Source organism: Pontibacter akesuensis (assembly GCF_001611675.1).
Classification (GTDB): Bacteria; Bacteroidota; Bacteroidia; order Cytophagales; family Hymenobacteraceae; genus Pontibacter; species Pontibacter akesuensis.
Window position 1 is genome coordinate 498,082 of sequence record NZ_CP014766.1, and the last position, 15,422, is coordinate 513,503.

General features: G+C 52.2%; 11 protein-coding genes. 8 read left to right on the forward strand and 3 right to left on the reverse strand.

Features of this window, described 5'->3' with window-relative positions:
• Positions 1–47: 47 nt before the first annotated feature.
• A complete protein-coding gene (locus tag A0W33_RS02020) occupies positions 48–596 on the reverse strand; it encodes a DUF4136 domain-containing protein (protein ID WP_068836618.1) in 549 nt (182 codons plus the stop codon).
• A 450-nt stretch (positions 597–1,046) separates the two neighbouring features.
• Here A0W33_RS02020 and A0W33_RS02025 point away from each other — a divergent pair, with 450 nt between their 5' ends.
• Genes A0W33_RS02025 through A0W33_RS02045 form a run of 5 tightly spaced genes read left to right on the forward strand, consistent with a single transcriptional unit; the run spans position 1,047 to position 5,112 of the window.
• Positions 1,047–1,919, forward strand: a complete 873-nt coding sequence (locus tag A0W33_RS02025; protein WP_068836619.1) for an STAS domain-containing protein — start codon at positions 1,047–1,049, stop codon at positions 1,917–1,919.
• An 8-nt stretch (positions 1,920–1,927) separates the two neighbouring features.
• The gene (locus A0W33_RS02030; RefSeq protein ID WP_068836620.1) at positions 1,928–2,335 is read left to right on the forward strand and encodes an STAS domain-containing protein; all 408 of its coding nucleotides are present in this window, start codon (positions 1,928–1,930) and stop codon (positions 2,333–2,335) included.
• Entirely contained in the window at positions 2,328–2,732 is a 405-nt protein-coding gene (locus A0W33_RS02035; RefSeq protein WP_068836621.1) for an anti-sigma regulatory factor, read from the forward strand. The genes A0W33_RS02030 and A0W33_RS02035 overlap by 8 nt, the downstream gene beginning before the upstream one ends.
• Positions 2,722–3,756, forward strand: a complete 1,035-nt coding sequence (locus A0W33_RS02040) for an ATP-binding protein (protein ID WP_068836622.1) — start codon at positions 2,722–2,724, stop codon at positions 3,754–3,756. Before A0W33_RS02035 ends, A0W33_RS02040 begins: the two co-directional genes overlap by 11 nt.
• Before the next feature lie 6 nt (positions 3,757–3,762).
• Complete coding sequence (locus A0W33_RS02045; protein ID WP_068836623.1) at positions 3,763–5,112, forward strand: sensor histidine kinase; 1,350 nt, start codon at positions 3,763–3,765, stop codon at positions 5,110–5,112.
• A 62-nt stretch (positions 5,113–5,174) separates the two neighbouring features.
• On the opposite strand, the gene A0W33_RS02050 is transcribed toward A0W33_RS02045, so the two are convergent.
• A complete protein-coding gene (locus A0W33_RS02050; protein ID WP_068836624.1) occupies positions 5,175–5,615 on the reverse strand; it encodes a response regulator in 441 nt (146 codons plus the stop codon).
• 375 nt (positions 5,616–5,990) lie between these two features.
• Between A0W33_RS02050 and A0W33_RS02055 the strand changes: the two genes are divergently transcribed.
• Positions 5,991–6,287, forward strand: coding sequence for a sll1863 family stress response protein (locus tag A0W33_RS02055; RefSeq protein WP_068836625.1), 297 nt, complete (start codon positions 5,991–5,993; stop codon positions 6,285–6,287).
• Between the two features lie 58 nt (positions 6,288–6,345).
• Here the strand turns inward: A0W33_RS02055 and paaN are convergent, their stop codons facing one another.
• A complete protein-coding gene (gene paaN, locus A0W33_RS02060) occupies positions 6,346–8,019 on the reverse strand; it encodes a phenylacetic acid degradation protein PaaN (RefSeq protein ID WP_068836626.1) in 1,674 nt (557 codons plus the stop codon).
• A 329-nt stretch (positions 8,020–8,348) separates the two neighbouring features.
• On the opposite strand from paaN, the gene A0W33_RS02065 reads away from it, so the two are divergent.
• Both A0W33_RS02065 and A0W33_RS21300 read left to right on the forward strand, forming a co-directional pair.
• Entirely contained in the window at positions 8,349–11,627 is a 3,279-nt protein-coding gene (locus A0W33_RS02065) for a S8 family serine peptidase (protein ID WP_082815099.1), read from the forward strand.
• A gap of 568 nt (positions 11,628–12,195) precedes the next feature.
• Positions 12,196–15,360, forward strand: coding sequence for a S8 family serine peptidase (locus A0W33_RS21300; protein ID WP_172798076.1), 3,165 nt, complete (start codon positions 12,196–12,198; stop codon positions 15,358–15,360).
• The last annotated feature ends 62 nt before the right edge of the window (positions 15,361–15,422 follow it).

Consider the following 15,422-nt stretch of genomic DNA (forward strand, 5'->3'; position numbering starts at 1 on the left):
TTTTCTGTTAATTGCTTCTTCGTAATCGGGCACCGCCGATATTCCTACTATGGAATTAGCTCTATTAATTTCTGTACGCCCTCACTGATGCGTTTCTGCAATTTGGCGGTATTATCGTCTGGCACCACACCCGCGGCGGCACCCTGCCAAACCATCTCATTCCGGGCATTATCTACCAGGTGCACCGACAGTGTACCCTGCTGGTAACGTCCTGTTTCCACCTCACGACTCCGCCAGGAATAGCGGCGCTGCCCCATGTAGAAAGGCGGATCGGTCTGTATGTTCGTCTCACGTGTCTGTACTTTCTCGGCCACCACAATGCCAAGGTTTATCTTCAAATCGGGGTTGGAGGAGGTACGCGTAAGGCCGCGCTGCTGCAGTTGCTGAGTTATTTCCTGCTTCAGGAAAGCAAGCTGAGGGCCATACGGTTCCAGGGCATCGCCACTGGCCTCCACCTGGTAGAAGTCAAACGTACTGTAGTTCCTCAGCTGGAAGCCTGCATCGGCCTCTGTATCCAGCACACGTATGGGCGAGCAGGCGGCTAGCGCGCTTGCAATTAACAGTAACGCAAAGTATAAGCTAAACGAACGTAACATAGCACATCGGTAAAATGGGGCAACATAGAGCCGTTAGTTGCTATACGCTGCAAAAGTACAGGCGTTTATGTTATGCCATCTGCCCCTAATGCAGTAGCGTTTGGTGATCAAAAGTAGGTGTGGCATTTCCGCTCATACTTGCCATTAACCTCCCTCCAAAGCTTTTGCAATTTGTGCTCCCCATAAGATCAGCACTGTGCACCTGTAAAGTTTTCTGTATTTGAAGCTTTATCCTTAAAGCCGCGGCTCTGGAAGCACCAAACGGATACAGGTGATTAAAATAAATTGGTGCCTGGTCTGCACCAGCGCCGCACGATTTCCGTATCAGCAAGCTTATGCGAACAAACTACAAGCATCATCCCTAGTTTCAGGTTTGATTCTGTATCTTTAGGTGCTAATTAATGTTATTCTCTAAAATCACACCTATCCCCGCCAACTGGTAAAGCCAATATGAACACTACTGCCCAACTATTACACGATTACAAAAAGAACATCCTGGAAAACTGGATGCAAAACCAGTTAGCAGATGCTGCCCTTCGCGACGACCTTATCTCGAATGATGAGATGCGCCGCCAGTCTGAAGAACTGCTGGAAGGGCTTGCACGTGCCGTTTCGAACGGAAATGTGGACAATGTATATGCTCCAGAGTTTGAGCAGGTAACTGATATCCTAACAGATATTTCCATCACCAGAGCCCGCCAGGGATTCAGCCCACGCGAAACCGGCATGTACGTACTGAGTCTGAAGCAGGCGCTGTACCAGGTGCTGGAAGAAAAGTATAAGTCGCAGCCAGAAGTGCTCTATAAAGAACTACTTGTTATTAATAACTTGCTGGACAAGCTGAGCATGGTGACGTTCGACACCTACATCAAAGGCCGTGAGGAGGTAATTCTGCGCCAAAACGATGAGATAAATGAAATATCCACTCCGGTAATCCGCGTGTGGGAAGGCATTCTGGCCCTGCCGATCATCGGTACACTGGACAGCGCCCGCACACAGATCGTGATGGAAAACCTGCTCCAGGAAATTGTGAATACCGGAAGCAGCATTGCCATACTTGACATTTCTGGCGTACCAGCTGTAGATTCTCTGGTGGCACAGCACCTGATCAAGACCGTTAGTGCCACACGCCTGATGGGTGCCGAGTGCATCATCAGTGGTATCCGGGCAGAAATTGCGCAGACAATCGTGCACCTGGGCATCGACCTTTCCAACATCAAGACAAAGGCAACACTAGCCAGTGCATTGCAACTTGCCTTTAGCATGCGCAAAGTGGAAGTAAGAAAAATAGCCAGTAACAACGGGTTCAACCAACCAAGATAAAGATTGCGATGGAAAGAATTCCAATATTAAAGATGGGCCCCTTTCTGTTGGTTACCATTCAAGTAGACCTTTACGACCGGCTTGCCCTCAACCTCGAAAACGACCTCATCTCCATGGTGAGCAAGACTGGGGCAAGGGGCGTGCTAATCGATATTTCAGTAGTAAGTATAGTTGACTCCTTTATGGGCCGCATTCTGGGCAACATTGCCTCCATGTCGCGTATAATGGATGCTGAAACGGTGGTGGTGGGCATGCAGCCTGCCGTGGCCATTACACTGGTAGAGCTTGGCCTTACGCTACAGGGCGTCCACACTGCACTGGATGTGGAGAAAGGCATGGAGCTGCTCCATGACAAGATCGGTTTAGGCCTGAATTCTGAGCAGGAAGAGGAGGGCTCGGATGATAGTGATGAGTAAAGATACGATGCCCATTTTGCGTGAGCAGGATGTGGTGCCGTTTCGAAACAGGGTGCGTGAGTACAGCACCAAAATAGGCATGAGCCTGGTAAACCAAACCAAACTTATAACAGCAGCCAGCGAACTGGTGCGAAACATGCTCAAGTATGCGGGAGGCGGACAAGTGAAACTGGAGATCATCAGTAAGAATGCCCAAACGGGAGTACGCCTTATTTTTGAAGACAAAGGGCCGGGTATAGCCGATATAAAGCTGGCTATGCAGGATGGGTTTACAACCGGAAAGAGCCTGGGCCTGGGCTTGCCCGGGGCAAAGCGCCTTGTAAACGAATTCGATATCGTGAGCAAGCTGAGTGAAGGCACCACCGTTACTATTACTCACTGGAAAAATGTACGTTAAGCAGCACCAGAAATACGCTGTGCCCGATAAGTCTTACGCCAGTATGGCCAAGCGTGATATCAGCCGCATGGCTGAGGCGCAGGGCTTTTCCGCCAGTGAGGTGGGCAAGGTGAACATCGTGGTGTCGGAGCTTACTTCGAACCTGATGAAGCATGTTCCCGAAGGGGGTGAATTGTTGGTGCGGCCGCTTGGAAAGGACGGACTGGAGATTATCTGCCTGGACAACGGGGAAGGCATGCGCGATCCATCCCGGATGCAGGAAGACGGCGTATCGACCTACGGCTCTGCTGGGGAAGGTTTAGGGGCCATCAAGAGGCAATCCGATGAATTCGATCTCTTCTCCCAGGCGGGCGTTGGCACCATCATCCTATCCAGAATATTCAAAGCCGGGAAGTACAATGCCCGGACAGCTCAGGACGCAAACCACGAACTGGGCTATGTACTGGTGGCGAAACCCCACGAAACACTGTGTGGCGACAACCTGGCTGTTATAGAGAAAGGACCCGAACTGTACCTGCTGGCCCTCGACGGCCTTGGCCACGGCGAGAATGCCTACGAAGCGGCTCAGCTGGCGGCAAAGGTGTTCAACACCTCCCCTATTCTGCCGCCCGACAAGTCGCTGCGCCACATTCACGAGCAGATCAGGCGAACACGCGGTGCGGTGGGCTTTGTGGCCAATATCAGCGGTGCCACCCAATCATTATCATACTGCGGCATTGGCAACATAGCCGGTAAGCTTTATTCGGCTGATGGCGTCTGGACCGGTTCCGGCTACAAGAACATCATCTCCTACAACGGTATACTTGGCCACAACATACCGAACACGACGAGCAACCAACAGCTGGAGTGGGGCAGGCAGAAATTACTTATCCTGCACTCTGATGGCATAAAGTCGAGATGGGAACTAACTAAATACCCGGCGCTTGTGCGGCACCATGCCGCTGTTATCGCGGCCTTGCTGTACAAAGAGTATAGCCGCCAAACGGATGATACCATGGTAGTAGTTTGTAAAGGTAAATTTTAGCAGCCCATGCAGCGCACCATACTTAAGATCAACATCAACAACGAGCTGGATGTAGTGCTGGCTTACAAGCGCGCCATGCAGCTGTCGGAGCGGCTCGGAATGCAGCAGGCCAACCAAACCAAGTTTGCCACGGCCGTGTCTGAGATCTGCCGCAACGTGGTGGAGCACGTGGGCAGCGGCGGCATTCAGTTCAGTATGCTGGACGAAGTCGGGGTAAATTACCTAGAGGCGCTCATTACGGACAGGGGCCGGGGCATCGGCAACCTTCCTTCCATACTTGCCAGCCACACCTTTATGAGTGGCAGCCGCGGCTCAGGCATCAGCAACTCCAGAAAGCTGGTGGATGTGTTTGATATACAAAGCGATTCGGAGAAAGGAACGCGGGTGATGCTGCGCAAAAAGCTGCCCTCGCTCGGAGCGGCCGTCTCAAAAGCAGTGCTGGACAACTGGACAACCGAATTTGAGGAGGATGCAGATATATCGCCCTACGCTGAGATAAAAAAGCAGAACATGCAACTGCTGGAGGTGATGGAAAAGCTGCACCTGCAGAACCTGGAGGCCGAGCAGCAACTGCTTGAGATCCGCCGCCTGAACGTGCAGTTGCAGCAGTCGAACCAGGACATCAGCCAGCTGCTGGAGGACCGCGACAGAAAGAACCGCATGCTCGAGGAAATCAACCAGAACCTGGATGCCTTTGCCCACACCGTGACACACGACCTGCGTGCGCCGCTGCAAAACATCGACGGCATCAGCACCGCCCTGGAAGCCTGCATCCAGACCAACCACCTGGATGAGGCCCAGGTAATGCTCCCGATGCTGCGCCACCAGACACAGAAAATGGACCGGCTCATTACCGGCATCTTGGCTTACTCGCTGGCGGGCCACCAAAGTATAGCCAAAAAGGTACTGGACCTACAGGTGCTGGTACCCCAAGTCATCAGCTCACTCGATGTACCTCCCTCCATCACCTTTGAGCTTGCGGACGAACTGCCCATACTTTACTCGCAGGAGATTTACCTGTACCAGGTATTCAGCAACCTGATTGGCAATGCCATCAAGTATTACGATAAACCTGACCAAGGCTTGATCCGGATCAGTTTTGAGTCAGGAAAGGAGTGGCTGCATTTTTCAGTGGAGGACAACGGCCCGGGAATACCACAGGAGGTGCAACATCAAATCTTCTTTATGTATGAAATAGGCAAAGCTATTCCGCGCGCTGACAGTTCAGGGCTTGGCTTGTCTATCATCCGGAAAATAATTGAGGAAAAGGGAGGCAAAGTATGGGTAGAATCATCGGGACGCGGAAGCCGCTTTTCCTTTACATGGCCCGCCCAGGAACTTGTGAACGAAGTATAAATAAATAAGGCGCTTCAGTACTGAAGCGCCTTATTTATTTATACTTGTGTACCCGTGGTATTCTATATTTGCTTTATCCGGAAGAACTCCTGCATCACCTCCCGCACATCGTGCTTGGTGAGCGACTTGGAAAAATGCTTCTTTACCTTTTTGTAGCTCTTTAGCTTCTCCAGGTCGTAGAAACTGGCGGAGGAGGTAAGCATCAGGATGATCACCAGATTCGCCTCATCTATTCCGCTTTTCTGGTACTGCTCCAGAAACGTGAAGCCGTCCATCACAGGCATTTTAATATCCAGGAAAATAATATCCGGCTGCTTATACGCTGGGTCTGGCTCAGGACCGTATGCCTTGGTTAGATAGTCTATCGCTTCCTTCCCGTTTTTGAGTATCCGAACCTCCTTGGATACCTGCATTTCGCGCAGAAGGCGCTGGTTCAGAAAGTTTGTGGTATCGTCATCGTCTACCAGCAGTACAAGGTCAAGCGGCGTGTTATAAGGCTGCATCAGTTTCTTCTCTTCTCATAGGTGTAGTTGCGCCAGCAATCAGTGGCATAAAGTTACAGATTTGGCAGTGCCCGTAAAAGACATGCAGTAAAATAAGTGTTTAAACTACTGCTTTTCTTTTGCAACTCCCTTGTATATCATATAAATCAGAACCTTTAGTTCCGTGCCGCCAGAATAAATCTGCACCAGGGCTAGAACGGCTTTCTTAAGAATAGCACTTTGCGCAAACCAGTGGGGTTCTACCATACGTGCATGGCCTGGGCATAGAACTATTTCATATTTCGTTTCCGGCGCACTCTTTTACATCCTTTTGCCGATTTTACAGTATTACCAGTAGGCGCCCGGCGCAACATGTGTTACCAACAAACGAACGATATGGATAGATACCCTTTGAAACCCGAGCATATGCGCGCACCTGAGCACCTGACAAAGGGCGAGGTGCAGAAGAGCCTGGATGAGTTGGATCATAAAATAAAGACGCTCAAGGGCAGGCTAAACGCCACCACTGCCGATTCCAGCAACAACTACCAGCAGCACATAGAGGCGCTGGAAAAGAAACGGGCGCTCATTGCCCAGAAAATCGGCGATTCTCAAAACGAATCGCAGCACTGGAAAGACCTGCACGACAACATCGGCAACCTGCACAACGATGCAGACAATATGCTGAAATAGAAAACGCCCCTGCAGCGCAAATACTGCAGGGGCGTTTTGCTTGATTATAAAGTATAAACTAGCCTTGCACCGGCTCACGGAAGCCAACCCAGGTAAAGCGCTTGATCACAAACTCAGGGTTGGTGAAAGAGGCATTGCCCGCCGGGTTTCCACCTGTTACGTGGAAGTCGGAGAAACTGGCGTTCTGGTTCACGTAAATGCCCCCCGTCAGGTTAAACGACACTGGCGTTCCCGCTAGGCTCATCTCATCCATTATCTTCTCCTTTATCTCCGAATCAGTAGTATAGGCGCCGCAGGAAATAGCACCATGGTTAGTGGCCATCTCTTTGGCAATCTCAATGGATTGGTCCGTGCTTTTTGTCTTGATGATCAGCACTACCGGGCCGAATAGCTCACGGCTGTAGCTCTCCTTGTCGGTGGCATCCACCTCGTAGATAACAGGCGTGCAGGTGCGGGCGTTGGCAAACACCGGATTTTCAAAATCGCAGGAGCTGAGCACCTCGCGGCTGTTCGCCGATTTAGCACCTTTTAAACGCTCCGTAGTTGCCGGGTTCTGGATGGCGCCAAGTATGTGCGGCGCTGCCTTCGGGTTGTTGACCAGCGCTGTTACGGCACCGGCAATTTTCTCCACCACTTCCTCATACGGCACCTGCTCGCCACCCACTTTCACGCCTGTTTCAGGCACGAAGAAGTTCTGCGGCGCCGTGCACATCTGCCCGGAGTATAAAGTAACAGAAAAGGCAAGATTCTGCGCTACCTTGTCCAGGTCATCCATAGAATCCAGGATGATGGAGTTAACGCCGGTTTTCTCGGTGAAGGTAACCTTGCCCGGAAGGCCCTCCACATAGTTGCCGAATTCGTTGCCACCTGTATAATCTATCAGCTTCACCTTCGGGTGCTCTGCCAGGTCCTTTGTGATCAGGCGGTCATCGGCATCCACCGCCAATTGGCAAATATTCGGGTTCAGGCCGTTTTCCTGCAGCACCTTCTGCACCTCAGCCACCACGATGGCAATTGGCAGCACGGCCTTCGGGTGTGGCTTGACGATAACCGGGTTGCCGGTTACAAGGCTGGCAAACATGCCCGGCACGGTGTTCCAGGTCGGGAAGGTAGAGCAGCCGATTACGAGCCCCACGCCTTTCGGCACAGCTCTCCAGCTTTTGTTCAGCTTCAGGTTATACTTGCCCATCGGCTTCTCCCACTCGGTGCTTTCCGGGAAGCGCGTCTGCTCCTCAAAGCCAGAGGCAATCGCTTCCAGCGCTCTGTCGGCAGCATGCGGTCCTGAGGCCTGAAACGACATCATGTAAGCTTGTCCCGTGGTGTGCATGGTGGCATAGGCGATTTCGAAGAAGCGCGTCTTCATCCGCTCCAGCGACTCCACCAGCAGGGAGGCACGGTCGGCCGGCGATACCTTTCGCCATTGGTGGTAGGCTTCGTCAGCACGGCTCACCAGCGTTTCGGGCGAGAAGAAAGGATACGTTACGCCCAACGGCTGCTGCTCATACGGCGACTCCTCCTGCCCTACCCAGCTTTCCGGGTTTTCCTGCAACAGCTCCTCAAACTTGCTGTTAAGGTGCGTTTTATATTTCTCGCGTCCCTCTTTGTCAGCATTCTCGCCATACACGTCAGGCTGTGGGTTTTCCGGGTATTGCGCGAAGAACGTACGCTCGTGCAATGCCTGCACCGCCTTATCGATTATCTCTTGATGCTTGTCCATCAAATTTAAGTTCATAGTTAGTTTTTTATGGATTTAAACACTTGATTTCAATTGCTTGCTTTAGGAAAGTTACGCAAAAATCATGAAACAGGAGAATGTAGGCTAAATTCCTGGTGCACCGCTAATCTTGCTATTGTATCCCATTCCTGAATAAAAACCATCACATAGCCCACGCCTTTGCTTAGTGCTGTATCCTAAGTACGGGGATGATTGGATACTTCATTGAGATTAGCGGTATATGTTTCCTGTTTAAGACGGGAGCAGCGGGAAATAAATTCTATTTTTACTATATTTTAAATTAGTTTTATACATGCAAGCCGCTATTACTTTTTAGTCTAAAGTTGATGTTCCTACTACCCCTCCTGCTCAAGCGAAGCGTATACTTTGCTGCCTTTTTCCTGCTGCTGACACCCATGCTACAGGCACAGGAATTCGGCAACAAGACGGTGCCCCACAAGGTGGTGTACAAGCTGAAGCAGGCGCAGCTACAGAGCGCACTACCAGCCAATGCACTTTCTATGACCCAGGCGCACCAACTGATAGGGGCAGAAAAGGTGCGGCAGAAGTTCCCGCACGCTACTGGAGTCCGGGTGCCGGAAAACGCCCGCTTGAAAAAACCAACCGTGGACTTAACGTTGATTTACGAACTTAGCTATAACGCTGCCTTTAGCTTTGAAGAAGTACAGACGGCGCTGCTGCGTACAGGGCAGGTGGACTATGTAGAACCGCTTTACATCCGGGAGCCGCTCCACCAGCCCAACGACCCAGCCTCCGACTCCACCAAAACGACACAGTTTTACCTGAAGCAGGTGCAGGCCTATGGCGGCTGGACCGTCGAAAAGGGAGATACAACTATGGTAATCGGCGTATTGGATACGGGTTTCCGGCTAACGCACCGGGACCTGCAAGCCAAGGTGAAGCATACTTATTCAGATCCAATAGATGGAATTGACAATGACGGCGACGGCTTTATTGACAACTTTACGGGTTGGGATTTCGGCGATGACGACAACAACGTGAGCTTTGCGGACAAGGCAAACGGATCGGCAGAACATGGTACGGCAGTAGCGGGCGTCGCCGCTGCCGCTACCAACAATGGCTCAGGTATGGCGGGCATGGGTTACAACGCCCTGTACATGCCGCTCAAAGTGTTTTCATCTAACCCGGGCGGATCTTTTGGCGGCTACGAGGCTATTGTGTATGCCGCCGACAAGGGGTGCAAGGTCATCAACATCTCTTGGGGCGGAACCGGTTCCTCTAAATATGAGCAAGACATTATCAACTATGCCGTGCTGGAAAAGGACGCGTTGGTGGTTGCAGCGGCTGGTAACACAAACGCCCATGTCTACATCTACCCCGCTGCTTACGATAACGTGCTGTCGGTGGGCGGCGCCAGCAGCACAGACCTGAAGTACAGGACGCACACCTACAACTACAACATCGATTTGATTTCGCCAAGTGCAGGCATCTACACCACAGGCATCAACTCCGACTCTGCGTACTTCGTCGTTGGCGGCACCTCCTTTGCTGCCCCAACTGTGGCTGGTGGCGCCGCACTGGTGCGCACGCACTTCCCTGAGTTGAACGCCCGGCAGGTGGCCGAGCGGCTGCGCGCCTCCACCGACAATATTTACACGCTGCCTGGCAACAAACCCTATTTCGAGATGCTCGGCACCGGGCGATTCAACCTGAAGAAGGCGCTGAAACTGCTGAACCTGAAATCAGTGCGCTGCCTGACTTTTGCTCCACGGCCAAAACAACGCATGGCAGCAGGCCAGAGCATAGTGATAGATGCGGACTTCGTCAATTTCCTGGCTCCGACCAGTGCCCTGCAAATTACGCTTACCTCCCTCTCCCCCTACGTCAGCATTGAGCAAGGCAGCTTAGCGCCCGGTCAGTTGGGAACCATGGCGGGTGCCGCGACAGGCGAGCGGCCCTTTGTCATCCACATTTCGGAGGATGCACCGATGAACCACACCGTGTACTTAAGGCTTGGCTATGCGGACGACGGCTATGCTGATTTTCAGCATTTCGAGTTACTCGTTAACCAAGGCTTCGCCACACTTACCGCTAACAACCTGCACCTGTCGCTAAACAGCGAGGGGAACCTGGGCTATGACCGCAACAGGAAGCTGGGCATAGGCGCAAAGTATAGAGGGCGCATGCCTGTTCTGTTTGAAAGCAGCCTGATGCTTGCCACCGAGGGCGGCTTGGTGGCTGACAACCTGCAAGATTCAAAAAAGAAGTATGACCAGGACTTTGTTCCGTTACAGCTGGCGCGGCTACATGAAAACACGCCTCTCGCCGAACAGGAAGTGCGCAGCCTGATGCAAACCAATTTAACAGGCTTTCCGAAGCTGGAGGTAAAAACGGTGGGGTATGCGTGGAGCAGCGCTCCGGATCAGGACTATGTGATTGTGGAATACCAGATCACAAACAAGTCAACCGACACAATACAGGAACTACACGCGGGGCTTTATGCCGATTGGAATATTTACAACTACTTCAAGAACGCCGTTGTCTGGAACGACTCCCTTCAAATGAGCTATGCCTTCAGCACGATAGCGTCATATCCCTATGCAGCTATTAAAATTCTAACGCCTGAGCAGCAGATTTTCCACGCCACGGCCGATGACACAGCCGAAAATGACTCGACGGTACTGAAGGATGGCAGCTACACGAACGCCGAGAAGTATAAACTGATCGCTAACGGAAAGCGCCGTTTAAGCGCCGGCGGGACTACCGGTGCCGATGTGGCGCATGTGTTCGGCGGCACCACCTTGAATGTGGCCCCAGACCAAACGAAAACCATTGCCTTTGCCATACTTGCCGGTGAGGACCTGAAGGCGTTAAAACTACACGCAGAGGCAGCACAGCAAAAATACAGAAGCATTAAATCCGGCGCCGCGCCAGCCGCCGCCACCTTCAACATTTGTGCTGCTGATACCGTGGAGATAGTCCCGGCAGGAGGGCGTAACTTTCACTTCTACGCCGATGCCGCTGGCAAGAACCTGCTCGCCACAGGATTCCGTTATACCGTAGCCGCTTCCGCTCAAAGCTCCACCATTTATGTAGCAAACGCAGATTCAGTTCTTACAAGTATAGCCGTACCGGTGGAGGTACAGGTTGAACCGGCTCCCAAAGCATCCTTTGCTGCACCCTATGCCCAAACTAACACAGCCCTGCAGCTAACAGACAAAAGCGCCTATGCCACCGCCTGGGAGTGGGACTTCGGAGACGGCGGCACCTCAACGGACCAGCACCCCATACATACGTTCCGAAAGCCCGGCAGCTACAACGTGAAGCTGACGGTAACCGACAAGCTCAACTGCCAGCGCCATACCTTAACCCAGACGCTCCAGGTTTTTGCTACGGCACCGAACCTGTACCCCAACCCGGTAAAGGACTACCTGGCGCTCGCACTGACAGAACCGCTTACGCCAGCCACAACTCCGGTTCTTACCCTGCGGGATGTTACGGGCAAAGTGGTAGCCGCCCCATTTTCTTCCGCCGACGAGTTCCATGTCTATTACGACCTAAGGGCGCTGTCGCCCGGTGTATACCATGTACACGTTACGTACTTGGGCACATCCTACACCAGGCGGGTGCTTGTGCGGCGCTAGCTCTCAAAGCACAAATTTTATAGTGGCACAGCAGAAAAGGTTTATCAGATGATAAGACCTTTATGCTGTGCCACTGCGATATTCCTATAGTTGCTTTCTAAACTTCAGGGTGCTTTAACAGACAGCAAACCAAATTACCTTAACGCGTCTTGCTTTCCCTCTCCTTCTAGGTTCAGCTCAATGCGGACAAGAAACCCAAGGATGGCTAAGCTACTCAAGCCGATGCCCTTACGTGCATTTTACACCTATAGTTAATATTTAATATTTTATTGTAAAAAAGAAACATTATTTATAAAACACCAGTTGAAGCTAAAGTAGAAAAAGAGCCCGGAGGCGCTCCCCATACTTGTTTGGGTAACACACGCGCCTGTCCCTTCTTTTTTTCACCTTAACCTAAAGTATTGAACCTATAGTCTAACTTCTAAGCTACATCCAGCAGATGCCTACCCTATCTCCGCTGCAAAGGTGCAGCCTATGCCTCCTGCTTATGTGCCTGTTGCACATACCCTTATTATATGCACAGCGGCCCGAAGCAGACTTCGGTACAAAAACAATTCCTAATAAGGTAGTGTACAGGCTAAAACCGCAGCAGCCACGGCTCATGCGCAGCGGCCAGGAAAACGGCATGCGGCAGGCACTGCAGCGGATAGGAGCTGAGCAGGTTCAGCCAAAATTTCCGGCCATAGCCGCTAAACAAGCCATTGCCACCGCCCGACAGGCAGCCCCCTCCGCCGATCTTTCCTTGATATATGAACTAAAGTATGGCACAGCCCATACCTTCGAAGAAGTGAAAACAGCCCTGATGGCTACAGGACAGGTGGCATACGTGGAGCCGCTCTATATCCGGGAACCGTTCCACCAGCCCAACGATCCGGCCTCCGACTCCACCAAAACGACACAGTATTACCTGAAGCAGGTGCAGGCCTATGGCGGCTGGGCCGCAGAGAAGGGAGACACAACCATGGTGATCGGTATACTGGATACCGGTGTGCGGCTCACGCACCAGGACCTGCAATCCAAAGTGAAGTATAACTATGCCGACCCGGTGGATGGGATTGACAACGACGGCAACGGCCTGATTGATGATTTTGCAGGTTGGGATTTTGCCGACAAAGACAACAACGTTGCCGATGATTCTCCCTGGACCGGCCACGGCACAGCTGTAGCCGGCGTGGCTGCCGCAGCCACTAACAACGGCACGGGCATGGCGGGCATGGGCTACAATGCCAGGTTTATGCCGCTCAAGATATTTTCCTCTCACCCAAATGGCCCTTTTGGCGGCTACGAAGCCATTGTGTATGCGGCTGACAATGGCTGCAAAGTCATAAACCTCTCCTGGGGCGGCACAAGTTACTCGCAGTTTGAGCAGGACGTGATCAATTACGCGGTACTGGAGAAAGACGTGCTCATTATCGCCTCGGCCGGTAACACCAATGCCGATCTTGACTTCTATCCTGCCTCCTATGAAAATGTTGTGTCGGTGGGCGGCGCAAACAACAAGGATGTTAAGTACAAGGACCACACTTACAGTTATAAAATTGACCTCATCTCCCCCAGCATAAACATCTACGCCCCATCTGCTGCCGGCGACACCAAGTATGGCAATGTGGGCGGCACCTCCTTTTCGGCCCCTACAGTGGCAGGTGGCGCGGCCCTGGTACGCCATCATTTCCCTGACCTGAACGCCCGGCAGGTAGCTGAGCGGCTGCGCTCCAGCACCGACAATATCTATACATTAGAAGGAAACAAGCCTTACCTGGAGATGTTGGGAACAGGACGCTTCAACCTGAAAAAGGCACTGACAACACCAGACCTGAAGTCGATAAGGTGTACAAAACTTGCCCCAGTTGCCAAGCAGAACCTGGCGGCCGGTAAAACGATTCGCTTTGCTGCGGAATTTATAAATTTACTCGCCCCAACCACAGCGCTGGAAGTAACACTCACCTCGCTGTCTCCTTACGTCACGGTGAAGCAGAGCGACGTAAACCTCGGAAGTATAGGCACAATGGTCAGTGCTTCGACCGAGGGGAAGCCTTTTGTGTTGAAGATTGAGGACAACGCGCCGATATTCCATAAGGTTTACCTGCGCCTGGGCTTTAAAGACGGAGACTATGAGAGCTTTCAGCACTTTGAACTGGTTATCAATCCTGATTTTGCCACGCTTAATGCCAACAATTTGCGCCTGACTCTGAACAGCCTTGGTAACATTGGCTATAATGGCCTTAAGATGCAGCAGGGTGTGGGGGTAACGTACGGAGAGGGTGCCTCGATGCTGTTTGAGGGTGGCTTGATGGTGGCAACGGAAGCCGGTGTGGTGGCAGATAACCTGCACAACGCGGATTGGCAGAACGATAATAATTTCACGCCGCTGCACCTCACGAGCCAGCATTTTGAAACACCTCAGGCCGACCAGGAAATCCGTAGCCTGATGGAAACGAAAGTGACAGGACACCCGCTGGTAGAGGTGAAAACAGTCGGGTTTGCCTGGGCAGATGCAGCCAACCAGGACTATGTGATCATTGAGTACCAGATCACCAACCGCTCCTCCGACACTATACAGCAACTGCACACCGGCCTCTTCGCGGATTGGGATATTGGCAGGTACACCAGAAACATTGCCGCTTGGGACAGCCAGCTGCAACTGGGCTACGTCTATAACCCGGAGGTACAACTCCCCTACGCCGGCATAAAATTATTAACTCCGGAACAGCAGGTTATCTACCACGCCATCGATAACATTGGCGGAAACGATTCTACAGTGTCGGTGGATGATGGTTTTACGAACGAGGAGAAGTACAAAATCATCTCCAACGGCACCAGCCGTCTGCGGGCCGGTGGTAAAACGGGTAACAACGTATCGCATGTGGTGGGCGGAACAAGTATAAACCTTGCGCCGGGCCAGGTGAAGACCATCGCCTTTGCCGTGCTGGCCGGCCACAACCTGGAGGCGCTGCAGCAGCACGCACAGGCCGCACAGCAGAAATACATCAGCATCAGGACCGGCCCGCTGCCGGTAGCCACGGCTTTTGAGGCATGTCTATCAGGCCCCGCAGTGGTGGCCCCTGAAGGAGGCAGCAACTTTAACTTTTATGCCGACGCTGACGCGAAAAACTTTCTCGGAACCGGAAAGTATTTCACCATACCTTCCACCGCCCAAAATACAACCATCTACGCGGCCAACGCAGACTCCATGTTTTCAAGTATGGCCGTGCCGATGGAAATCCAGGTGATACCAGCTCCCAAAGCGGATTTTAGTTTTCTGACAGAGTATCCGCAGGTAAACGCTGTTGTGCAGCTGAAAGACCGAAGCCAGGATGCTACCGCCTGGGAATGGGATTTTGGCGACGGTACCACGTCCACGGCCCAGCACCCACAGCATGCATTCCAAAAGCCTGGTAGCTATAATGTGAAGCTGACGGTAACAGATAAGCTCAACTGCCAGCGCCACACCATCAGCCAGACAATTGCGGTTTTCGATACTGCTCCGAAGCTCTACCCTAACCCGGTACGTGACTACCTGGCTATCACCCTCACCCGCCCGCTCACCGCTGATGCCAGTACGGCGCCAATGCTACAGCTCACCGATGTGACTGGCAAGGCAGTCTCCGTGACGTTCTTATCCGCCGACAACACCAATTTCAAATATGACCTGAGTACTTTGGCACCCGGCGTGTACTTTGCCCGTATTACGTACCTGGGTAAAACATTTGTGGAACGGGTGCTTGTGCAGTAGTGGTGAAACAGATTTGTAGCCTTGCTCTTATAAGGAGCGCTAAGAGGTTCCTCCGAACGTGT

Bases quoted from the DNA above. Each gene is read 5' to 3' on its own strand.
- A0W33_RS02020 (WP_068836618.1), bottom strand. From the start codon at position 596: ATGTTACGTTCGTTTAGCTTATACTTTGCGTTACTGTTAATTGCAAGC.
- A0W33_RS02025 (WP_068836619.1), top strand. From the start codon at position 1,047: ATGAACACTACTGCCCAACTATTACACGATTACAAAAAGAACATCCTG.
- A0W33_RS02030 (WP_068836620.1), top strand. From the start codon at position 1,928: ATGGAAAGAATTCCAATATTAAAGATGGGCCCCTTTCTGTTGGTTACC.
- A0W33_RS02035 (WP_068836621.1), top strand. From the start codon at position 2,328: ATGAGTAAAGATACGATGCCCATTTTGCGTGAGCAGGATGTGGTGCCG.
- A0W33_RS02040 (WP_068836622.1), top strand. From the start codon at position 2,722: ATGTACGTTAAGCAGCACCAGAAATACGCTGTGCCCGATAAGTCTTAC.
- A0W33_RS02045 (WP_068836623.1), top strand. From the start codon at position 3,763: ATGCAGCGCACCATACTTAAGATCAACATCAACAACGAGCTGGATGTA.
- A0W33_RS02050 (WP_068836624.1), bottom strand. From the start codon at position 5,615: ATGCAGCCTTATAACACGCCGCTTGACCTTGTACTGCTGGTAGACGAT.
- A0W33_RS02055 (WP_068836625.1), top strand. From the start codon at position 5,991: ATGGATAGATACCCTTTGAAACCCGAGCATATGCGCGCACCTGAGCAC.
- paaN (WP_068836626.1), bottom strand. From the start codon at position 8,019: ATGAACTTAAATTTGATGGACAAGCATCAAGAGATAATCGATAAGGCG.
- A0W33_RS02065 (WP_082815099.1), top strand. From the start codon at position 8,349: ATGTTCCTACTACCCCTCCTGCTCAAGCGAAGCGTATACTTTGCTGCC.